The 21,942-nt window shown below is 70.9% G+C and carries 13 protein-coding genes; 10 read left to right on the forward strand and 3 right to left on the reverse strand.

Features of this window, described 5'->3' with window-relative positions; all coding sequences use genetic code 11:
* Nucleotides 1–9 precede the first annotated feature (9 nt).
* The 5 genes from ACG83_RS27895 (at nucleotide 10) to ACG83_RS27915 (ending at nucleotide 6,669) form a co-directional block, all read left to right on the forward strand.
* Nucleotides 10–2,862, forward strand: coding sequence for a branched-chain amino acid ABC transporter permease/ATP-binding protein (locus ACG83_RS27895; protein WP_054569237.1), 2,853 nt, complete (start codon nucleotides 10–12; stop codon nucleotides 2,860–2,862).
* A complete protein-coding gene (locus ACG83_RS27900; protein ID WP_054569238.1) occupies nucleotides 2,862–3,641 on the forward strand; it encodes an ABC transporter ATP-binding protein in 780 nt (259 codons plus the stop codon). Before ACG83_RS27895 ends, ACG83_RS27900 begins: the two co-directional genes overlap by 1 nt.
* Nucleotides 3,641–5,098 (forward strand): class I adenylate-forming enzyme family protein, encoded by a 1,458-nt coding sequence (locus tag ACG83_RS27905; RefSeq protein WP_054569239.1) that lies wholly within the window; start codon nucleotides 3,641–3,643, stop codon nucleotides 5,096–5,098. Before ACG83_RS27900 ends, ACG83_RS27905 begins: the two co-directional genes overlap by 1 nt.
* 89 nt (nucleotides 5,099–5,187) lie before the next feature.
* Nucleotides 5,188–5,595 (forward strand): hypothetical protein, encoded by a 408-nt coding sequence (locus ACG83_RS27910; RefSeq protein WP_076833762.1) that lies wholly within the window; start codon nucleotides 5,188–5,190, stop codon nucleotides 5,593–5,595.
* 12 nt (nucleotides 5,596–5,607) lie between these two features.
* Nucleotides 5,608–6,669, forward strand: a complete 1,062-nt coding sequence (locus tag ACG83_RS27915) for a phosphotransferase (protein ID WP_054569240.1) — start codon at nucleotides 5,608–5,610, stop codon at nucleotides 6,667–6,669.
* Between the two features lie 151 nt (nucleotides 6,670–6,820).
* Here ACG83_RS27915 and ACG83_RS27920 read toward each other — a convergent pair whose 3' ends face one another.
* Together ACG83_RS27920 and ACG83_RS45540 are read right to left on the reverse strand one after the other, a co-directional pair.
* Nucleotides 6,821–8,353: an LCP family protein gene (locus tag ACG83_RS27920; protein ID WP_054569241.1), complete on the reverse strand. Its 1,533-nt coding sequence runs from the start codon at nucleotides 8,351–8,353 to the stop codon at nucleotides 6,821–6,823.
* 394 nt (nucleotides 8,354–8,747) lie between these two features.
* On the reverse strand, nucleotides 8,748–8,912 hold the full coding sequence (locus tag ACG83_RS45540) for a hypothetical protein (RefSeq protein ID WP_158230863.1): 165 nt from the start codon (nucleotides 8,910–8,912) through the stop codon (nucleotides 8,748–8,750).
* Nucleotides 8,913–8,990: 78 nt separating this feature from the next.
* On the opposite strand from ACG83_RS45540, the gene ACG83_RS27925 reads away from it, so the two are divergent.
* Genes ACG83_RS27925 through ACG83_RS27935 form a run of 3 tightly spaced genes read left to right on the forward strand, consistent with a single transcriptional unit; the run spans nucleotide 8,991 to nucleotide 12,359 of the window.
* Nucleotides 8,991–9,839, forward strand: a complete 849-nt coding sequence (locus tag ACG83_RS27925; RefSeq protein ID WP_054569242.1) for a nitrilase-related carbon-nitrogen hydrolase — start codon at nucleotides 8,991–8,993, stop codon at nucleotides 9,837–9,839.
* A complete protein-coding gene (hydA, locus tag ACG83_RS27930; protein WP_054569243.1) occupies nucleotides 9,836–11,284 on the forward strand; it encodes a dihydropyrimidinase in 1,449 nt (482 codons plus the stop codon). The genes ACG83_RS27925 and hydA overlap by 4 nt, the downstream gene beginning before the upstream one ends.
* A 43-nt stretch (nucleotides 11,285–11,327) precedes the next feature.
* Nucleotides 11,328–12,359, forward strand: coding sequence for a TIGR03842 family LLM class F420-dependent oxidoreductase (locus ACG83_RS27935; protein ID WP_054569601.1), 1,032 nt, complete (start codon nucleotides 11,328–11,330; stop codon nucleotides 12,357–12,359).
* Nucleotides 12,360–12,615: 256 nt separating this feature from the next.
* Here the strand turns inward: ACG83_RS27935 and ACG83_RS27940 are convergent, their stop codons facing one another.
* The gene (locus ACG83_RS27940; protein ID WP_054569244.1) at nucleotides 12,616–12,972 is read right to left on the reverse strand and encodes a hypothetical protein; all 357 of its coding nucleotides are present in this window, start codon (nucleotides 12,970–12,972) and stop codon (nucleotides 12,616–12,618) included.
* An 868-nt stretch (nucleotides 12,973–13,840) separates the two neighbouring features.
* On the opposite strand from ACG83_RS27940, the gene ACG83_RS27945 reads away from it, so the two are divergent.
* Both ACG83_RS27945 and ACG83_RS27950 read left to right on the forward strand, forming a co-directional pair.
* On the forward strand, nucleotides 13,841–14,665 hold the full coding sequence (locus ACG83_RS27945) for an SDR family oxidoreductase (protein WP_054569245.1): 825 nt from the start codon (nucleotides 13,841–13,843) through the stop codon (nucleotides 14,663–14,665).
* A gap of 147 nt (nucleotides 14,666–14,812) precedes the next feature.
* Nucleotides 14,813–21,940, forward strand: a complete 7,128-nt coding sequence (locus ACG83_RS27950; protein ID WP_054569246.1) for a type I polyketide synthase — start codon at nucleotides 14,813–14,815, stop codon at nucleotides 21,938–21,940.
* Nucleotides 21,941–21,942: the final 2 nt, after the last annotated feature.

The raw sequence follows: 21,942 nt of genomic DNA on the forward strand, positions 1-21,942 counted from the left end.
GAGTTCCCCATGGACCATGTCGCTTCGCTTCTGCTCGGGCTCGGCAACGGCGGCGTCTTCGCGGCGCTCGCGCTCGCGCTGGTGCTCACCTACCGCAGCTCGGGGGTCATCAACTTCGCCACCGGGTCGGTCGCCCTCTATGTGGCCTACACCTACGGCTCGCTGCGCGAGGGCGAGCTGCTGATACCGGTGCCGGGGCTGCCGAAGACCGTGGACGTCGGCGGGAGCCTCGGGCTGGTTCCCGCCGCCGCGATCGCACTGGTCGTCGGGGCGCTGCTCGGCGCCCTGCTGTACCTGCTGGTGTTCCGGCCGCTGCGGGAGGCCCCGCCGCTGGCCCGGGCGGTCGCCTCGCTGGGGGTGCTCGTCGTCGTCGAGTCCGTGATGGCGATCAGGATCGGCGGTGAGCCGGTCAGCGTCGAGGCGATCTTCCCCGAGGACCGCTGGACGCTCGGCTCGCTGACCGTGCTCTCCGACCGGCTCTACCTGGCCCTCGCCGTCGTCGCCATCGCGCTCGCGCTGACCGCGGTCTTCCGGGCCACCAGGCTCGGCCTGCTCACCCGGGCGGTGGCCGAGTCGCAGACCGGCGCGTACGTCAGCGGGGCCTCCCCGGACCGGGTCGCGCTCGCCAACTGGATGATCAGCGGCACCGTGGCCGGCGCCGCGGGGATCCTCATCGCCCCGCTCAGCCCACTCACCCCGTCCAACTACACGCTGTTCGTGGTACCGGCGCTGGCCGCGGCGGTCGTCGGGGGCTTCCAGCACCTGTTCCCGACGGTCGCGGCCGGCCTCGCGATCGGGATGGTGCAGTCGGAGGCGCTCTCGCTGTCCGCCGACCACTCCTGGCTGCCCGAATCGGGGCTGGCGGAGCTGGTGCCCCTCCTTGTGATCATGGTGGCGCTGCTGGCCAGCCGGCGGGGCCTGCCAGTCCGCGGGTCGCTGGTGCGCCAGCCGCTCGGGCACGCGCCCCGCCCTCGGTCGCTGGCCCTGCCCACCCTCACCGGCACCGGCCTGGGCGTGCTCGCGCTGCTGCTCACCGACGGCACCTGGCGCAGCGCGGTGATCGGCACGTTCATCGGCGCGGTCATCGGGCTGTCCGTCGTCGTGGTCACCGGCTTCGCCGGGCAGGTGTCGCTGGCGCAGCTGGCCCTCGCCGGCTGCGCCGCGTTCACACTGTCCGGCCTCACCAGCGGCTGGGGCGTCCCCTTCCCCATCGCGCCGCTACTGGCCGCCCTGGTCGCGACAGCCGTCGGGGTGCTCGTCGGCCTGCCCGCGCTGCGGCTGCGCGGACTGACCCTCGGCATCGTCACCCTCGCCCTCGCCTACGCGATCGAGGCGGTCTGGTTCCGCAACTCCGACTTCGTCAGCTCGGACGGCGCCACCGTGGAGCAGCCGACGCTGTTCGGGCTCGACCTGGGCATCGGCAGCGGCCACGCCTTCCCCCGGCTGCCGTTCGGGCTGATGTGCCTGGCGGTGCTGGTCGCCGTGGCATGGGGCGTGGCACGGCTGCGGATGAGCGCGCTGGGCTCGGCGATGCTGGCGGTGCGCGCGAACGAGCGCTCGGCCGCCGGCATCGGGATCGACGTCGTCCGGGTCAAGGTGGTGAGCTTCGCGCTGGCGTCCTTCATCGCCGGCCTGGGCGGAAGCCTGCTCGCCTATCGCCGCGGTGTCGTGACCTTCGACTCGTTCAGCGCGATCGCCGGCCTGACCCTGCTGTCGACGGCCTACCTGGCCGGTGTCACCTCCGTCTACGGCGGGATTCTCGCCGGGGTGATGGGCGGCAGCGGGGTCGCGTTCGTCGCCATGGACCGCTGGGTCGACCTCGGCGACTGGTTCCCGGTGCTGTCCGGCCTGGGCGTGATCGGAGTGCTGATCGGCCACCCGGAAGGACTGGCCAGCGGCGGGCACCAGCTCGCCGGGCGGCTGCGCACGCTCGTCGGACGCATTGGCCCGCCCGGGCTCGGGGCCGCGAGGCACGCCGAACCCGGCTCCGCGGAGCCGACCGGAACGGCCGGGATGACGACGGCACCAGTGCCGTCGCCGCCGGCCGCCCGGACCGCGACACTGCGGGTCGACCACCTCACCGTGCGATACGGCGGTGTGCTGGCCGTCGACGACGTCTCGCTGCGCGTCGAGCCAGGGCAGATCGTCGGTCTCATCGGGCCGAACGGCGCCGGCAAGACCAGCGTGATCGACGCGATCACCGGATTCGCACGGGCGACCGGGACGGCGCACCTGGACGACGTCCGGATCGACACCCTGGCGACGCACCGGCGGGTCCGCCATGGCCTGGCGCGCACGTTCCAGGCGCTGGAGCTGTACGACGACCTCACCGTCGAGGAGAACGTCGGCGCCGCGCTGTCGGGTGTCCCCGGGCACGAGCGAAAGCATGCGCTGGAGCGCGCTCTGCACCTGGTCGGCATCGCGGACCGGGCCGACCGGCCGGCGAGCGCGCTCAGCCACGGCGAACGGCAGCTCGTGTCGATCGCCCGCGCCTGCGCCGCCGACACCCGGGTGCTGCTGCTCGACGAGCCCGCGGCCGGCCTCGACACCACGGAGACGGCCTGGCTCGGCGAGCGCATTCGGGCGATCAGCGCCTCCGGAGTCGGTGTGCTGCTCGTCGACCACGACGTCAGCCTGGTGCTGGGAATCTGTGACCACGTCTACGTCCTCGACTTCGGCAGGTTGATCGCGGACGGGGATCCCGAGCGGATCCGGGCCGACCGGGCCGTCATGGACGCCTACCTCGGCGCCGCGCAGCCGACCGCCGAGCCCGCCGCCGGACCCGCCGCCGGACCCGCCGCCGGACCCGCGGCCGGACCCGCGGCCGAACCGGCTGCCGAGCCCGCCCCGGTGGTGACCTGATGACGTCGCCCCGGCTCACCTGCGCCGGCCTCACCGGCGGGCATGGCACCGCCACCGCGTTCCGCGACGTCGACCTGGCCGTGGAGGCCGGCTCCGTGCTGGCGCTGCTCGGGCCGAACGGAGCCGGCAAGACCACGCTGCTGCTCACCCTCGCCGGCCTGCTGCCGAGCCAGGCCGGCGCCGTCACCCTCGACGGCACCCGGCTTCCCGGCGGCCGGCCGACGGCGGCGAACCGCGCGGGGCTCGTCCTCGTCCCGGACAACCGGTGCCTGTTCACGACGCTGACCGTCGAGGAGAACATCCGGGTCGCGGCGCGCCGCGGCGGGCCGAAGCCGGCGGCGATGCTCGAGATCTTCCCCGACCTCGAGAAACGCTGGTCCCTGCCCGCGGGGGCGCTCTCCGGCGGTGAGCAGCAGATGCTGGCACTCGCCCGCGCGCTGGTGCAGCAGCCCCGGGTGCTCCTCGTGGACGAGCTGAGCATGGGCCTCGCCCCGCTCGTCGTCGAGGCCCTGTTCGCGACCGTGCGCCGGATAGCCGGTGAGCACGGCTGCGCGGTGGTGCTCGTCGAGCAGCACATCGGCCTGGCTCTCGGTGCGGCCGACTCCGCCGCGGTGCTGCGCGGGGGCACGGTCGTCCTGCACGGATCGGCCGACGACCTCGCCGCCGAGCCCGAACGCTTCGAGCGCGCCTACTTCGGCCCAGCCGGATCCGCTGCTGGATCCGCGGCCGGATCCACGGCTGGATCCGCACCCACATCCACGCCCAGGGAGGACGGCTAGTGGACACCGAAACCAGCAACGCGCGCCGCATCCGGGACCTCGCCGCGGCCCACCCGGACGAGGTGGCCCTACGTCACATCGCCCTCGACGGGACGAGGTCGGCGGCAACGTGGGCCGAGCTCGACCGCCGGTCGAGCCAGCTCGCCGGCGCGCTGGCGGATCGCGGGCTCACCGTCGGCGACCACCTCGGCATCGGGCTGCGCAACTCGCCGCAGTTCGTGCTGAGCGTGCTGGCCGCCTGGAAGCTCGGCGCGGTCCCGGTCCCGGTGCGCTGGGACGTCCCGGAGTGGGAGCTGACCCGGCTGCGGGCCGTGATCGACCCGCGGGTCTTCCTGGGCGACGCCGACCTCGGCTGGATCGACGCCACCGAGGGCGCGCCCGTCCCGGACCTGCCCGACGCCGTCTCGCCACAGATCAACGGCATCTGCAGCAGCGGCTCGACGGGCACCCCGAAGGTCATTCTCACCAACCGTCCGTCGCGCTACGACGAACGGCTGACCACGCCGTTCATCACCGCGTGGAACCCGGTGCCGCGCCCGCAGACGATCCTCGTCCTGGCGCCGATGTACCACGCGAACGGCCTGACAACGCTCTACAACCTCCTTGCCGGCGACCGGCTGGTCGTCATGGAGAAGTTCGACGCGGCCCGGGTCGTCGAGGTGATCGAGGCCTGCCGGGTCACCACGTTCACCGCCACGCCGACGATGCTGCAGCGCATCGCCGACCTGCCCGACATCGAGCAGCGGGACCTGACCAGCCTGGTGTGGATCCTGCAGGGAGCGGCCCCGATGCCGCCGTCGCTGGTACACCGGTGGGCGAAGCTGATCGGCCCGGAACGGCTCGTGATGGCCTATGGGATGACCGAGGGCCTCGGCCTCACCGCGCTGCGCGCCGACGAGTGGATGGCACACGAGGGCAGCGTCGGACGCCCGTTCCGCGACACCGAGGTGCAGGTGCTCGACGACGACGGCCGATCGCTGCCCGCCGGTGAGCCCGGGCTGATCTACCTGCGTTCCCGGATGTCGGCTGGCTACCGCTACCTCGGGGACGCATCCGCGCTGCGGGCCACCGCCGAGGGTTTCAGCACCGCCGGCGACGTCGGCTACCTCGACGCCGACGGATACCTCTACGTGCTCGACCGGCGCGTCGACATGATCGTCTCCGGTGGTGCCAACGTCTTCCCCGCCGAGGTGGAGGCCGCCCTCATCGAGCACCCGGAAATCGCGGACGTCGTCGTCATCGGCCTGCGGGATCCCGAATGGGGCCGGCGGGTCCACGCGATCGTCGAACCGGCGGATCCCGCGCATCCGCCGGTGGCGAGTGAGATTGTCGGATACGCAAAGAGCAGGCTGGCGCCCTACAAGGTCCCGAAGACCGTCGAGTTCGTCGACGCCATCCCGCGCAGCGCGGCGACGAAGGTCAACCGCGGCGCGCTCGTCGCCGCCCGGGAGGCCTGACCCGGAACGGACGCACGGACACGGACCAGGGACCAGGGACCAGGCAACGTCAAGCCGCAGTCAACGCAAGCCCGAGCCAGGAGGATCGAATGCCAGTAAGCAAGCCGAGCGAGTTACCGAAGGGCGGCGGCGGCCGCTGGCCGGCCAGCGGCGTCGGTTTCAGGTCGGTGCAGTGGGGTGACATGGAGGTCGGCTACACCTCCACCGGGCCGGTCGACTGCACACCCGGCTATCAGGGCCTGCCGGGCGGGGTGTGCCCGTGCCCGCACTACGGCTATGTCTTCTCCGGCCGGCTGCGGGCCATCTACCCGGGCACGAACTGGCCGGACGAGATCGCCACCGCCGGTGACGTCTACTTCTTCCCCGCCGGGCACTCACTGGTCTACGAGGAGCCGAGCGAGGTTCTCGAACTCAACCCGGCGGCGGCGCTGCAGCAGGTCATGGCGCACTTCGAGTCCCTGGCCGGCACCGGCCGCCTCGATGTCGAGGGCGACTGAGGAGGCGGCGGCATGCCCGACGTCCGCGTGCCCGAGCGGCTGGACGAGGTGCTCTCCCCGGAATGGCTGACGGCGGCGCTCGGCCGCCGTTTCCCCGGCATCGAGGTCACCGCCGTCACCCGCGGCCCGACAGTCAGCCGGATCTCGACGAACGTCCGGTTCGCCATCACCTGCGCGGGCGGTGTCCCCGACGGGCTGTCGCCCGACCTGTGCGTCAAGGGCTACTTCTCCGAGCGCACCCTGCCGGCACGCCACGCCGGCATCCCGGAGACGCTGTTCTACCGCGACCTCGCCGAGCGGACGGGCGTGCGCACGCTGCGCGGCGTCTACGCCGAGGTCGACCGCGCGACCGGCGCCAACATCCTGATCACCCAGGACGTGATCTCCGACGGGGGTGCCTTCCTCGACGGCCGGCACCCCTACACCCCGGACCAGGCGGCCGAAAGCCTGGAACAGCTTGCCCGGCTGCACACCGCGACCTGGGGTGATCCGCGGCTGGCCGACGCCGGCTGGCTGAGCTCGCGGATGGGGCCGCGCAGCGACGAGGGGTGGCGGGGCAAGATCGAGGCGAACTACACCAGTGACACCGGTGCGGGCGTTCCCGAGCAGGTGCGCGACGTCGGACGGATCATGGCCGCCTACGGCGCTCTGGCCGCGGTGGTCGCCGACACGACGCCGTGGACGATCGTGCACGGCGACCCGCACGTCGGCAACATCTTCCTGGACGGCGCCGGCCGCCCGTCGCTGCTGGACTGGCAGCTCGTGCAGCGGGCGCCCTGGTATCTCGACACCGGCTACCACATCGCCTCCGCCCTCACCGTCGCCGATCGCCGCCGCCACGAGGACGACCTGCTGCGGCACTATCTCGACGTGTTGGGCGCCGGCCTGCGGACGACGGGGGTCGAGCCACCATCCTGGGACGAGGCTCAGCTGGGGGTGCGCCGCAGTGTGCTCCACGGCTGTTATCTGTGGAGCATCACCTCCATGGTCGACCCGGCGGTGACCCGCGTGCTGTTGGAGAGGCTCGGCACCGCGGTCGCCGACCTCGATTCCCTGACCTCGGTGGGAAGCTGACGGGTCGCCGGCCGGAAGGTTTTCCGGACCGACACGGACCGGCGGCACGGATTTCCATCCGTGCCGCCGGTCTGTTCTCCCTTCCTCGTCTTTCCCTTCCTCGTCCGGCCCTTCCCCTTGGGCTCGACGCCCCAGGGTGTTCCCTGGCCCGTCAGTACACGCAGTCGGCGGGGGGCTCCGGGGCCGGTGGCGCGGAGCCGGTCGGCTGCGTGGCGACTCCCGAGCTTCCCGAGGCCGGCGGGCCGGCCGGGCTCGCCGGGCCCGTCGCGGCGGTGCCGGCCGCGAGAGCCTGGCCCCCCGGGGCCTGGGCGGGCGCCGGCAGGTCGGCGAGGCCCTTGTAGGTCGACCCCACGATGACCTGGACGCCGCCGGCGAGATCGTCGTCGGCCATCAGCCTCGCCGCGGGGATCTGGGCCAACAGCTTGCGCGCGGTGGCCTCGGCGCCGGCGCCGTACCGGATCCAGGTGGCCTTGTAGTTGTTGTAGGCGGCGTTGCCGCCGTTGTCCGCGCTGATGCCCCGGGCGCCGAGGTCCCGGACGACCTTCACGACGACCCCGGCGGTGCCGCTGCCGTTGAGCACCGAGATCGGTACGTCGCCACCGCCGGCCGCGTCGTCGCCTTCGCCGGCGCCGGCGAAGGGCCCGAAGACCGCGTCGAGATCCGACTGGTTGTAGAGCTGCGCGGCTCCGAGCCGCTTGGTGAACTCCCCGTTGGCCTCGTCTGTGGCGCCTTCTGCCTTGGTCGGGGCGTGGGTGGGCAGGGTCTGCAGGCCGAGAGAACCGCTGGAGACCCCCTGCAGGCGGCTGGCCAGCTGGGTCACATCGGTCGTCCTGGTCCCCTCGCCGTAGGTCAGGGCGTTACCCACGGCGGACAGCAGGCCGCTGACCCTGGTCGGGCTGGTGAGCACGCCGTCCTCCCTGACCTTGGCGAGAATCCGGCTCAGGAAGTACTGCTGGCGTTTGGTACGGCCGATGTCATAGCCGGGAAGACCATAGCGCTGGCGGACGAAGGCCAGCGCCTGGTCGCCGCTGATCTGGATGTGCCCGGGACCACCCCTGAACCCACTCATCGGATCGTTCGTGTTCGAACTGGTGACGTATTTCCCTTCGTCGTTCTTGACCCGTTCCGAGACATTCCTTTCGAGGATGCAGACGTCCACACCGCCGATCACCTCGGTAATGGCCTTGAAGCCGGCCAGGTTGACCGAGATGTAGTGGTCGATCCGCACCCTGGTCAGCGCTTCGACCATCTTTATCAGCAGGGTGACGCCGCCGTTGGCGATGGCGGAGTTGAACTTCTCCTCGCTCGGCGGGTGGATCTTGCCGGCGGAGTCGGTGTACGCGGGCATGACCACGAGGGTGTCCCGTGGGAAGGAGATCAGCGTGACTTTGCCGTCCTCGCCGAGGTGGGCGAGGATCGTGGTGTCCGAACGCATGCCCCCGAGGCCCGGTCGGTCGTCGGTGCCCACCAGCAGGAAGTTCTTCGCGCCCTCGCGGGCGGCCGGGCGGTTCGCACCGAGGTCGCCGATCGCGGCCCGGTGGGTGCGGGCGTCGAAATAGGTCAACGCACCCCAGCCGCCCACCGCGCCCATCATGATCACGACCGAGGTCAACGCCGCCACCGCCACCGTGAGGCGGCGGGCGACTGTCGGTCGCGGTCGGCCGCCACGCAGGTCGAATGGCATTTTCCTGCCGTCGTCCGCCACCCGCGTACCGCCCTCTCGCCCGAGCCTTCGGCAACAGGCCTGCCGACAGGCTCACGGAAACCGGCCCCCGCGATGCACAGGCGACAAAAGCCGCAGGTCATAGGATCACGGCGGATAAGTGCAGAATTATAGACTCCGCCGCAAAGACCCGCCGAGGCGGTCGACCACCGGCCAGAACCCACGGTCAGCCGAGTAGGCGCAATACGAACGAGTTCAGGTGCCAGGAATCTCCGTGCTCGCCATGGCGAGCACGGAGATACAGCACCGGCAACCGGGCCCGGCCAGCCTCCGAGGGGAGGCCCGGCCGATGGGCGGCACAGCACGCCGGGCCGCAGGCCACCGGGCCTCGGGGTGCCAATCCACGACAGGCTCGTCACAGCGAGACCCGGACGTCCCTCGTCGGCGAGTCGCGACCGGTCAACCCGGAGTCGAGGCGACCGTACTGCAGGACGAGCGCCACATGCGGATGATGGCGGACCTCGTCGCGACCAGTCCGCAGCGGTGACACGAGGAGATCGGCCGCGGCTGATCCCGTCACCCACAACGTCATGGAAAGCGCCGACACAGCAGCAGATACCGACGCGGCAAAAGCCGCATATCCAAGGAGTCGGATGCGATGGCAACGGTACGTGCCGCGATCACCCAGGTGGCCTGGACCGGCGACAAGGAGTCGATGATCGCCCGGCACGAGGAGCTGGCCCGCGAGGCGGCGGCCGCGGGCACCCAGGTGATCGGTTTCCAGGAGCTGTTCCACGGCCCGTACTTCGGAGCCGTGCAGGACCAGAAGTACTACGCCTGTGTCGAGTCGATCCCCGGCCCCACGGTCGAGCGGTTCCAGGCCCTGGCCGCCGAGCTGGGCCTGGTCATGATCCTGCCGGTCTACGAGGTTGCCAACGAGGGCGAGTACTACAACACCGCGGCGGTCGTCGACGCCGACGGCAGCCTGCTCGGCAGATACCGCAAGCACCATATTCCGCACCTGCCGGCCTTCTGGGAGAAGTTCTACTTCCGCCCCGGGAACCTCGGCTATCCGGTGTTCGACACCGCGGTCGGCCGGGTCGGCGTCTACATCTGCTATGACCGGCATTTTCCGGAGGGATGGCGGGAGCTGGGGCTGAACAACGCCCAGCTGGTGTTCAACCCGTCGGCGGCCAAGCCGGGCCTGTCGAACCGGCTGTGGGAGATCGAGCAGCCGGCGGCGGCCGCCGCGAACCAGTACTTCGTCGCGGCGAACAACCGCATCGGCCAGGAGGTCGGCGAGTTCGGCGCCGAGGCCCCGCGTTTCTACGGCTCGTCCTATTTCGTCGACCCGCGCGGCCGGTTCGTCGGCGACGTCGCCTCCGCGGACAAAGAGGAGATCGTCATCCGCGATCTCGATCTCGACGAGATCACCCGGGTGCGCAACGACTGGCAGTTCTACCGGGACCGCCGGCCCGACTCCTACCAGCGGTCGGTGATGGCATGAGCTCCCTGCTCATCAGCGGCGGGACGGTCGTCAGCGCCACCGGCACGGCCCGCCAGGACGTCCTCGTCGAGGGCGAGCGGGTCGCCGCCCTGCTGGAACCGGGATCCGCCCTCGCCGCGGCGATACGCACCGGCTCGGCGGTGCCGGACCGGGTCATCGACGCGACCGGCAGGTACGTGATCCCGGGTGGGGTCGACGCCCACACCCACATGGAGATGCCGTTCGGCGGAACATTCGCCTCCGACACCTTCGAGACCGGTACCCGCGCCGCGGCCTGGGGTGGCACGACCACCATCATCGACTTCGTCGTACAGGCCCACGGGCAGCGGGTGCAGGACCAGCTCGCGCTGTGGCACGAGAAGGCCGGCGGCAACTGCGCCGTCGACTACGCCTTCCACCAGATCATCGGCGACGTCGACGACGAGTCACTCAAGGCGATGAGCGAGCTGATCGGCGAGGGCGTCACCAGCTTCAAGCTGTTCATGGCCTATCCGGGGGTGTTCCTCTCCGACGACGGCCAGATCGTGCGGGCCATGCAGACCGCGGCCGGCAACGGCGGGCTGATCATGATGCACGCCGAGAACGGCTCGGCGATCGACGTCCTGGTGCGCCAGGCGCTGGCGGAGGGCCGCACGACGCCGCTCCACCACGGGCTGACCCGGCCCTGGCAGACCGAGCAGGAGGCCACCCACCGGGCGATCATGCTCGCGGACCTCACCGGCGCGCCGCTCTACGTGGTGCACGTGTCGGCCCGGCAGGCCCTGGCGCGCATCGCCGAGGCCCGCGACGCCGGGCAGAACGTGTTCGGTGAGACCTGCCCGCAGTACCTGTACCTGTCGCTGGAGGACCAGCTCGGCGCCCGCGGCGAGCAGTGGGACGACTTCGAGGGCGCCAAGTGGGTCTGCTCCACCCCGCTGCGCTCGCGGGCCGAGGGCCACCAGGACGAGCTGTGGCGTTACCTGCGCACCGGCGACGTCACCGCCGTGTCGACCGACCACTGCCCGTTCTGCATGAAGGACCAGAAGGAGCGCGGGATCGGTGACTTCTCCCGGATCCCGAACGGCATCGGCTCCGTCGAGCACCGGATGGACCTGCTCTTCCAGGGCGTCAGGGACGGCCGGCTGAGCGTGGCGCGGTGGGTCGACGTGTGCTGCACCGCACCGGCGCGCATGTTCGGCCTGTACGGCCGCAAGGGTGTGATCACGCCGGGCGCGGACGCCGACATCGTGATCTACGACCCGGACGGCCACACCTCCATCGGCATCGGCCCGGGCCGTACCCATCACATGAACATGGACCACTCGGCGTGGGAGGGCTTCGAGATCGACGGGCACGTCGACGTCGTCCTGTCCCGCGGCACCGTCATCAGGGACGAGACCGGCTACGTCGGCAGCCGATCGCACGGCCGGTTCGTCCCCCGCGGCCTGTCCCAGAACCTCATCTGAGCTGTGTCTGAGCTGTGTCTGAGCTGTGTTCGGAGGCAAGATCATGGACTTCGGCGTCGTTCTGCAGACCGACCCGCCGGCGTGGCGGGTCGTCGACCTGGCCCGTCAGGCCGAGCTGTACGGATTCAGCCATGTGTGGACGTTCGACTCGCACCTGCTGTGGCAGGAGCCGTTCGTCATCTACAGCCAGATCCTGGCCGCCACCCACCGGGTGACGGTCGGGCCGATGGTGACGAACCCGGCCACCCGCGACTGGACCGTCACCGCCTCCCTGTTCGCGACCCTTAACAGCATGTTCGGCAACCGCACCGTCTGCGGCATCGGCCGGGGCGACTCGTCTGTGCGGGTCACGGGCGGCCGGCCAGCCAGCCTCGCGCACCTGCGCGAGTCGATCGAGGTGATCCGTCCGCTGGCCAACGGCGGGGTCGCCGAATACCAGGGCAGCAAGCTGCGCTTCCCGTGGGGCGGGGAATCCCGGCTGCCGATCTGGGTCGCCGCCTACGGGCCGAAGGCGCTCGCCCTCGCCGGTGAGGTCGGCGACGGGTTCATCCTCCAGCTCGCCGACCCCGACGTCACCGCCTGGTCGATCGCCGCCGTGCGCCGGGCCGCCACCGCCGCCGGACGCGACCCCGCGGCCGTCGCCATCTGCGTCGCGGCGCCGGCCTACGTCACGGACGGCACCGACGCGGGGCTGGCGCACGGGCGCGACCAGTGCCGCTGGTTCGGCGGCATGGTCGGCAACCATGTGGCCGACATCGTGGCCCGTTACGGTGCCGACGGCGCCGCCGTACCCGCCTCGCTTTCCGACTACATCACCGGTCGCGCCGGATACGACTACAACGCACACGGCAAGGCCGGCAACTCCTCCACCGACTTCGTCCCCGACGCGGTCATCGACCGCTTCTGCCTGATCGGCCCGCCGGAAACCCATGTGCGGCGCCTCGCCGAGTTGGCCGCCCTCGGCGTCGACCAGTTCGCGCTCTACCTGCAGCACGATCACAAGGACGCCGTCCTGACCACCTACGGCGAGAAGGTGATCCCTGCGGTCTCCACACGCCTCACCGCCAGGCTCTGAGCTGCGCCCACTCGCCGGTCCGTCGGTGCGGCCCGCGCGCTTCGGCCCACGATTACGGATGTCGCACCGACGTCAAAGGTGAGTATGTATTTACTTATCCTTTGTCTGCAGGCTCAGCTTTCGACACCCTCCACCAGGGCCGAGCCGCGACGCCACCGAGTGGCGCCATTCGCCAGAAACCGGCGTGCCGCGCCACGGGCAAGTTACTTCCCATTCTGGCCGCCTTCAGATCCGCGGCATGGTAACGGGTGGTCCCTCACGGGCCGGCGGTGCGCGCTTCGTCGTCACGGCGCGTGCCGGCCGGGTCGGATCTGTTCTCGACGGCGGCAAGGATGTCCTCGACGGCCGCGAGGGCTTCCGCGTGGCCGACGGTGACGCCCAGCGAGTTCTCCATCATGAATCCTCTGGCGATCATGGTCATCAACACCAGAAGCGCGACCGGGGACACACCGGGGAGGGCGATGTCCTCCCCGGTGGCATTGGCGGCGAGGAACTCCAGCTGCGCCTTGCGGTACTGTTCGGCACCGGCCCATTTCGGGGCCTCGGCATGACAGTCGCCAGGATTTCCGATATGCGACCTGAGGTGAGTCCGCTCGAGACGGTCTGGGCCCACGGACGCGACGTGCCACGTCCTCCGCCCAGGCCGAGAGGACCTGTCGGCGCGGACTTTCCGGCTGAGAGTCCGCGCCCCGGGTGGGTTTCGACGACAGGAACACACCACCGAAGTATCCCGGCCGAGTACCGCTACGCCGGCAGATTTTCCGTCGTCGCGGTGACGGGCCCGATTGCACCCGGAACGTGATTGCCGCCGCCTGCTCGCGTCGATGGCGGCACCAGCAGCGGACCGGCGGACAGCCCGGGTCGACCCGGGCTGTCCGTCACCTCACCCTGTCAGGAGCGACCCTGGGCCGACCGACGGCACCGGCAGATCTCCGCCCGGTGGACGAGAGGCCCCGACGAGACCACCAGGCGGTGCCGCCTGCGTTGGACCTGCCCTCCGGGCACACTCGAGGTCCGCCGGAACACCATTTGCTTTAAAGCAATTTTCTACGGAAGAAAATGGCGTTCTCAGTTAATTGGATCCAGTCCAACTAGCCGCCCGGTTGGTTTGACCGCCAGTCCGACACATGGTGCCGCATGACCTCCACCAGGGGATGTCGATGAGGCCGCCGATGCCGTCACCCACCCGCCAATGGCGGCCTCCGGAGCACCTTTAGCGCCTTGTTCGCAAGGTTTCACCTAGCACGGCACGTCCATCACCCAGCCAGCCACGGTGAACCTTGCGGAATTTGGCACTAGTTCAAGTTCATCCGGGACCTTGCGTCCCGGTTTGGCCAGTCCTAGGCTGCGCTGTGACCTGAGTAAGTGCTCACTGTCGAGGAACGCTCTCACACTCATCGCCAGCGGCGACGAGATGCACAGTCGGCCCGCGCCGACCGAGGTCAGAGTTCGGCGACGCCACATTCATCAGGGGAGGTGCTGTGCTTCTTGCCGGGAAGCTGGTTGTGGTCACCGGCGGCGGAAGTGGCATAGGTGCGGCGCTGGCCGTACGGGCTGCCGTGGAGGGCGCCGGCACCGTCGTGGTCTCCGATGTCAACCTGGCCGCGGCGAAACGAGTAGCCGAGATTGTGGCAGGACAGGGCTGCCGAACGAAGGCCGTCCGCGTGGATGTCGCGGACCGGGCGGACATCGACAGCCTCATCCGCTGCGCCGAAAAGGATTTCGGCCCTGTCGACGTGTTCTGCTCCAACGCCGGGATAGCCGTCGGTGCCGGCCTGGAGGCCCGGCCGCGCCAGTGGGCCGGGACCTGGTCCGTGAACGTCATGGCTCACGTCCATGTCGCGCAGGCACTGCTCCCAGCCATGGTGGACCGCGGCTCGGGTGCATTGTTGATCACTGCTTCGGCCGCCGGGCTGCTCGGTCTCCCGGGCGACGCCCCCTACTCCGTGACGAAGGCTGCCGCGGTTGCCCTGGCGGAATGGCTCGCACTCAGTTACGGCGGCCGGGGTGTTCAGATCAGTGCGCTGTGCCCGCTGGGTGTCAACACGGACATGCTGAGGAACGGATTCGACTCCGGCCACCCGTCTGCGCGGGCGGTGGTGGCGAGCGCCCCGGTCCTGGAGCCCGAACAGGTCGCCCGTTGCGCTTTTCAGGGCCTGGCGGCCAACCGCTTTCTGATCACGCCTCATCTCGAGGTTGACGCGGCATTTGCGGAGAAGGCCGCAGACATCGACGAATGGCTGTCCGGAAGACGGGCATCCCTCTTCTCCGCTGCCAGTCGTACCAGCGGTGGCATCTCGGTCTGACGGGCGCCCTTCCCGATCACCGATTCAGTCGCAGGAACCCGATCTGATCTGCCTCGAGATCTGATCTGCCTCGCACAACGCAGGCAGGAGCACCGGACTCGACCGGCTGACCCACGGACACGATGGAAGTGACCTGTGAAAAACGGCATGAAACCCAGTCGAGACAACGGATGCGACCAGATCGACGGGTCCCGGACACACATTCGGCGACGGGATCAGATTATCGGCGTCAGCCCTTTCGGCCTACCAGATCCCAGGCTGGTCGCCGCGGTCGGTGGCGCGGGAGCGTTGGGTGTGCTCGACCTCGGCCGCGACCCGACCAGGGCGGCCGCCGCCCTGCGCCTGACCTCACGGATTGCCGGTACCTCGTTCGGCATTCGAGTCTCCGAACCTACGCAACTGGCCCGATATTACTTGGCCCAACACGAGGAAAAGATCGACACCGTGTTCTGGTCCGGCGATGCGCTGGCCGGCCCCGATAGCAGGCGTCAGCTTGCCAGGTTGAAGAAAGAGCTTCCCGGCGCCCGGCTCCTGATCGAGATCACTAGCCTCAGTGAAGCGGCAGCAGCGGTGGACGCGGGTGCCGACGGATTTCTGGCACGGGGCAGCGAGGCCGGCGGTCGAATCGGCGAGCTCTCCTCCTTTGTCCTGCTGCAGCAGATTCTGGAAGCGGACCAGTTATGCCGCGGAAGTTCCTCGCTGCCGGTGTGGTGCTGGGGCGGCGTGGGCTTACGGACGGCGGTGGCCGCAGTGGTCGGAGGCGCCGTCGGGGTGGTTCTGGATACCCAACTCGCGCTGCTTCGACAAGCCTCGACGCCGGTGCCCACCGCAGCCGCGCTGCGCAGGATGGACGGCACCGAGACCGTGATTACCGGCGGTCATCGTGTCCACCAGTCGGCGACTGCGAGGCGAACCAGGGGAAACGCTGAAAGCTGGCCCACCGAGGTGGTTGTCTCCAGCCTGGGCGGCGATGACCCCGACCTGCAGCTCCTGCCAGTGGGCGAGGACGTGTTCCTCGCCCGGGAGTTCGCCGCCCGGTTCGGGACGGTGGCAAAGGTGGTCCAGGCGATCCGTCAGGAGCTCGGCACCGCCGCGGGCACGGTGGGTGGCGGTGTCTCGGAGGCCGTCTTCTCCGGAGAGTCGCCCCTGTGCCGCGCACTGGGAATCACGAGGCCGGTCGCGCAGGGACCGATGACCAGGGTGAGCGACCGCCCCAGCTTTGCGCAAAGGGTCGCGGATGACGGGGCTCTTCCCTTTCTCGCGCTCGCGTTGGCGAACGGAGAGCAGTCCCGCCAGCTGCTGACCGAGACCCGAGATCTGCTTGGTGAGCGGCCCTGGGGAGTCGGTCTGCTGGGGTTCGCTCCCGAGGACCTGCGCACGGCCCAGCTGGAAGCCGTCCGCGATATCCGTCCTTCCTGTGTGATTGTCGCGGGTGGCCGGGCCGCTCAGGCCGCCGATCTTGAGGAAATCGGGATTCCGACTTTCCTGCACGTTCCGTCGCCGGTACTCCTCCGCCAGTATCTGGCTGCCGGCTGCCGGCGCTTTGTCTTCGAAGGCTCCGAGTGCGGTGGCCATGTCGGCCCGCGCGCAAGCTTCCCGTTGTGGGAGGCTCAGATTTCGGTGCTCCTCGACCACATCGGCGCGTCCTCGGCCGGTGTGGACCCGTCCACGGACATCCAGATCCTGTTCGCCGGCGGTGTGCACGATGCCCGTTCGGCGGCGATGGTGGCCGCGATGGCGCGTCCGCTGATCGACCGCGGCGTCGGCGTTGGTGTGCTCATGGGCACGGCCTACCTGTTCACCGAGGAGGCCGTGGAACACGGGGCCATCCAGGAGGAGTTTCAACACCAGGCGGTGGCGGCGGGAAGGACCGCGCTCCTGCGGACCGCCCCGGGTCATGTCACCCGCTGTGTGGAGAGCCCGTACGTTGACCGCTTCCGGGCCGAGAACAACGAGTTGCGTGCGCAGGGCCTGGCCGATGAGCAGATCTGGGAACGACTGGAACAGCTGAACATCGGTCGGCTCAGGGTGGCCAGCAAAGGGCTGGAACGACGCGGCGACAGCCTGGTTTCGGTCGGCCGGGAGCAGCAGCGCGACGAGGGACTCTTCATGGCCGGGCAGGTCGCTGTCCTCCGGTCGACGACCACGACAGTCCGGATGCTCCACGAAAGCGTCACCGAAGGCGCACGCCTGTACCTCCACGACCAGGCTCGCCGGCTGCGGGCGGAGTACGGTCTGGCGGACCCGCCGACGGCCCTCGGTGCTGGACCGCTGGACATCGCGGTCGTCGGAATGGCGTGCGTCCTGCCGGGCGCGCCCGACGTGGCCACCTACTGGTCCAATGTGGTTGCCGGCAAGGATTCCGTGACCCCTGTTCCGGCGGACCGCTGGGACACCGAGATCTATTTCGACCCACAGGCCAGTGGGCCGAGCGGGGAGAGAACCCGCTCGAAATGGGGCGGCTTCCTGCCGCGGATCCCCTTCGATCCCCTGCGCTACGGAATCCCGCCCTCCGCGTTGGCGAGCATCGAGCCGGTCCAGGTCCTCGCGCTGGAAACCGCGCGCCGTGCCCTCGAGGACGCCGGGCTGGACGCGGACGAGGTCGATCACACACGGACCGGAGTGGTCTTCGGAACCGAGCCCAACAGTGACCTTTCCGCGGCGCTGACCCTGCGTGCGCTGCTGCCGGCATATTTCGGAGAGGTACCCGCGGAGCTCGACGATCTGCTTCCCCGGGTGACGCCCGAGACCTTCACCGGCATTCTCGGCAACATCATTGCCAGCCGGATCTCGAACAGGCTCGATCTGGGCGGGCCGGCCTACACCGTGGACGCCGCCTGTGCCTCGTCCCTGGCCGCGTTGGACATGGCCTGCAAGGAGCTTCGGTTCGGCGGCGCCGACGTGATGATCTGCGGTGGCGCCGACCTGCACAACGGCATCTTCGACTATCTGATGTTCTCCTCGGTGGGCGCGCTCTCGCCGACCGGTCGAGCCAGGCCCTTCGCCGCCGAGGCGGATGGAACGACCCTGGGCGAGGGGGTCGCCTGCGTCGTCCTGAAGCGGCTCGCCGACGCCGAACGCGATGGTGACCGCGTGTACGCCGTGATCAAGGGAGTCGGCGCGGCCAGCGACGGGCGTTCGCTCGGCCTCACCGCCCCGCGCCCGCAGGGCCAGCGGCTGGCGCTCGACCGTGCGTACCGCGCGGCCGGCGTCTCACCCGCCCAGGTGGGTCTGGTCGAGGCCCACGGAACCGGGACGGTTGTCGGCGACCGCACCGAGATCGATGCCCTCACGGAGGTGTTCACCGAGGCTGGGGCCGCCGCCGGCTCCTGCGCCCTGGGGTCCGTCAAATCCCAGATCGGGCACACCAAGACCGCGGCTGCCCTCGCCTCCCTCGTGAAGGTCTCCCTGGCGCTACATCACGGAGTACTGCCGCCGACCCTGCACATCAGTGCGCCCAACCCGGCGTGGGCTCCCGACGTCAGCCCGTTCGTCTTCTCGGACACGGCGCGGCCCTGGTCCCCGCCGGCGTCCGAACGGGTCGCCGGGATCAGCGCCTTCGGCTTCGGCGGGGCGAACTACCACGCCGTGCTCACTGGCCACCCGGATGCGGTGGACTCCCGGCACGCCCTCGAGGAGTGGCCGGCTGAGCTGCTGCTCTTCCGGGGCGCTGACCTGGCGGCGGCGCTACACGCCGTCTCGGAGCTGCGGAACCTGCTGGCCACGAACGACGCCCAGGGCCGGCCATGGCCGCTGCGTGACATCGCAGCCACCGTGGCGATGGCCCAGGCCCGACAGGGCCGGGTCCAGATCGCCGTCGTCGCCCGCGACCTCGATGACTGCGCGCGTCTGCTGGCGCTGGCGGCGAGCGGCGGATCGGATCCACGCGGCGGGCTGTTCGTGGCGGACGGATCGCTCCCCGACGGGCCGCCCTCCGGCAAGGTGGCCATGCTCTTCCCGGGGCAGGGAAGCCAGCGACCGGGCATGCTCGGCGAGCTGTTCGTGGCGTTCCCCGAGCTGCGGGACTATCTGCGGCTGGGGCAGGCGTGGGAGGGCGCCATCCTGCCGCCCTCGCACTTCGACGCGGCTGAAGGCGCGGTGGCAGGCGCAGTGGCAGGCGCGGCGGAGCGGCTGAAGGACACCCGGATCGCGCAGCCCGCGCTCGGCGTCGCCGGTCTCGGGATGTACCACCTGCTGTCCCGGCTGGGCCTGACACCGGACCTGGCGGCCGGTCACAGCTACGGCGAGCTGGTGGCGCTCTGCGTGGCGGGCGCCTTCGACGCCGAGACCCTGCTCGAGCTTTCCGCCGCGCGGGGCGAGGCGATCGTCGCCGCCGTCAGCGGACATCCGGCCGCCGAGGGCGCAGAGCCCGACCAGAGCGCAGAACCCGACCAGGGCGCGATGGCCGCCGTCCGCGCCACCGTCACGGCCGCGACGTCGGTGCTGGCCGCCGACCAGCTCGCAGGCAGGGTGGTCCTCGCCAACCACAACGGTCCCGACCAGGTCGTGATCTCCGGGCCGACAGCGGATGTCGAAACGGCGATCAGGCTCCTTCGCGAGGCTGGGCACAGCGCTGTCCGGCTGCCCGTCGCGTGCGCCTTCCACAGCCCGCTCGTCGCTGACGCGGGCAAGGTCTTCGCCGCGGCGCTGAAGCAGGCCCGCGTCACCGCCCCCGGGCTCCCTGTCTGGTCGAACCGCACGGCTGCCCCCTACCCGGCCACGGACGGGACCGGCGACGCCGTACGGGTCGAGCTCGGCGCACAGATCGCGGCGCCGGTGCGGTTCGTGGAACAGATCGAGGCGATGTACGCCGCGGGCGCGCGGGTGTTCGTGGAAGCCGGACCCGGCCGGGTGCTCACCGGCCTGGTCACCTCGATCCTCGCCGACCGGCCGCACGCGGCGGTCGCCTGCGACGGGCGTCGGGGCGGGCTGACCGGCTTCCTGGACGCGGTCGGAGCGCTCGCCGTCGCGGGCGTGCCCCTGCGCACGGACTGGCTGGTCGACGGCCGCAACGCGGTCGACCGCACCGCGACGATGCCCCCTGACCGCCACCGGTGGAGCGTCGACGGGCGCAGCATCTGCCTCGCGGACGGGAAGCCGGTGCCCGGCGGCCTGGTCCCCGCCCGGCGAGTCCAGCTGTCCCCGAGCGGCGCGCCCGCCGCCGCGTTCCCCGGCGCGCCCACCGCGCCCGCGCCTGGGGCTCTGGTCAGCCAGTTCCTGCAGACCGCGCGGGACAACCTCGCCGGGCAACGGGACGTGTTGCTGTCCTACCTCGGCGTGGATGCCGCGCCGGCTCCGCGGAGCCGTACCCTCGCCGAGCTTCTGCCCGCTCCAGCGCTGCCCGGCCAGACCGTCGAGAGCCCTGGCACCAGCGGAGCGCCGTGGGCCGCCGTGACGACGACGCCGGCAGTGGCACCAGCCGCGGTGCCGGTGCAGGCACCCGTGCCAGTGCCAGTGCCAGTGCCGGCGGCGGTGGCGGTGGCGGTGGCGGTGGCGGTGGCGGTGGCGCCGGATGTCACGACGGCCGTGGTCAATGTCATCGCGGAAGGCACCGGCTACCCACCGGACATGATCGAGATCGACCTCGATCTCGAGACCGACCTGTCGGTGAACTCCCTCAAACGCACCGAACTCGCCGGCACGCTCGCGGAGCAGTTCGGGTTCGCCGACCGCAGCGGCGGCGTCGACGAACTGAGCCGCCTGCGCACCGTTCGCGGCATCGTCTCCTGGATCACCGACCAGACCGCCGCGCCGTCCGCACCATCTCCCTCCCCCACGATCCAGGCCGATCCCCCCGGCCGGGCACGCGGCAGGAGCCCACAGCGCTTCATGATCACGCGGCAGCCGTCGCCGGCGGCACCGGGTCAGGCTGATCTGGCCGGAACTTCCTGGGTGGTGATCGGGCGCGGCCCCGAGCCGGCCATCGAGACCTCCGTCGCGGGCCGGCTGGTCGAACTCGGTGCGCGGGTCAGTTCCCGGGTGGGCGAGGACCTCGACGCCGCCGACCTGAGCGCGTTCGACGGCGTCCTGTACCTGGCCGGGTGGGGCGGCGACCTGGGCGGGCCGGAGCTGCCGGGCGCCTTCGGATCGCTGCGCAGCGCGCTCCGCGGGCGTCTGCGCTGGCTGCTGGCCGTGGCACCCGCCGGCAGCACCCGCACAGCGGGCCTGCGCGGGCTGTTCCGCACGATCAGCCGGGAGTACCCGGCGATCGCCGTCCGGCTGCTGGAGGCCGGGCCGGACGCGGTACCGAGGCTCGGGGATCTCGTGGTGGCCGAGCTGAACGAGCCTCCGGGACCCGCCGCGGTCGTCTTCCACGACGGGGCGCGGCGCGAGACCGAGGCGCTGACGGCGGTCGGTGCCGGGCCGATGGCGTCGGTCGGTGCGGGACCTGCCGACGACGGCGCGGCCGAGGCCGCCGCGCTCGGCCTGGACCGGGACGCCGTCGTCATCCTCATCGGCGGGGCCCGGGGCATCACGGCGGGCTTCACGACGCTGCTCGCGGGCGCGGGCCGATGCCATCTCGAGCTCGCCGGCAGCACCCCCGCGCCGGCGGACGACGAGGACCCGCGGCTGGCGGCGGCGGTCGACCAGCAGGCACTGATCAGGATCCTGAGCGGCCTGGGGCAGGAGAGCCCGGGTGAGGTGGCCCGCAGGGCACGGCTGGTGCTGGCGCAGCGGGAGATCCGGGCCACGCTGGCCGAGGTCGGCGCCCGCGGCGGGCAGGCCGAATACCACCGGCTCGACGTCCTGGACACCGAGGCGGTCCATCAGTTCATCAAGCAGGTCCACGCCCGTCACGGCCGGATCGACGCGGTCGTCTACTCCGCCGGGATCATCGCCGATCGACTGATCGCGGACAAGGAACCCGAGGCGTTCCGACGGGTCTTCGAGACCAAGGTCACCGGTGCCCGCACGGTGCTCGCAGCGCTGGGCGAGCTTCCCTTTCCGCCGCGGGCGGTGGTGTTCTTCGGCAGCATCGCCGGCGTGCTCGGCAACCGAGGCCAGAGTGACTACGCCGCAGCCAACGACGCGCTCGAGACGCTGGGCGCGGACTGGCAGGCCCGAACCGGCCTGCGGGCGCTCACGGTCCACTGGGGCCCCTGGGCTCCGGACCCGCGGCACCCCGGAATGGTCAGCTCCGACCTGGAGAAGGACTTCGTCCGGCGCGGCGTGGACCTGATCGACCCCGACGAGGGCCACCGAAGCCTCCTGCGGGAGCTGGCCTGGGGGCCCCGTGACATCTGCGGTGTCGTGTACACGGCTTCCGGCTGGTAGGC

The organism is Frankia sp. R43, from assembly GCF_001306465.1.
GTDB lineage: Bacteria > Actinomycetota > Actinomycetes > Frankiales > Frankiaceae > Parafrankia > Parafrankia irregularis.

Bases quoted from the DNA above. Each gene is read 5' to 3' on its own strand.
- ACG83_RS27895 (WP_054569237.1), top strand. From the start codon at position 10: ATGGACCATGTCGCTTCGCTTCTGCTCGGGCTCGGCAACGGCGGCGTC.
- ACG83_RS27900 (WP_054569238.1), top strand. From the start codon at position 2,862: ATGACGTCGCCCCGGCTCACCTGCGCCGGCCTCACCGGCGGGCATGGC.
- ACG83_RS27910 (WP_076833762.1), top strand. From the start codon at position 5,188: ATGCCAGTAAGCAAGCCGAGCGAGTTACCGAAGGGCGGCGGCGGCCGC.
- ACG83_RS27915 (WP_054569240.1), top strand. From the start codon at position 5,608: ATGCCCGACGTCCGCGTGCCCGAGCGGCTGGACGAGGTGCTCTCCCCG.
- ACG83_RS27920 (WP_054569241.1), bottom strand. From the start codon at position 8,353: ATGCCATTCGACCTGCGTGGCGGCCGACCGCGACCGACAGTCGCCCGC.
- ACG83_RS27925 (WP_054569242.1), top strand. From the start codon at position 8,991: ATGGCAACGGTACGTGCCGCGATCACCCAGGTGGCCTGGACCGGCGAC.
- hydA (WP_054569243.1), top strand. From the start codon at position 9,836: ATGAGCTCCCTGCTCATCAGCGGCGGGACGGTCGTCAGCGCCACCGGC.
- ACG83_RS27935 (WP_054569601.1), top strand. From the start codon at position 11,328: ATGGACTTCGGCGTCGTTCTGCAGACCGACCCGCCGGCGTGGCGGGTC.
- ACG83_RS27950 (WP_054569246.1), top strand. From the start codon at position 14,813: ATGAAACCCAGTCGAGACAACGGATGCGACCAGATCGACGGGTCCCGG.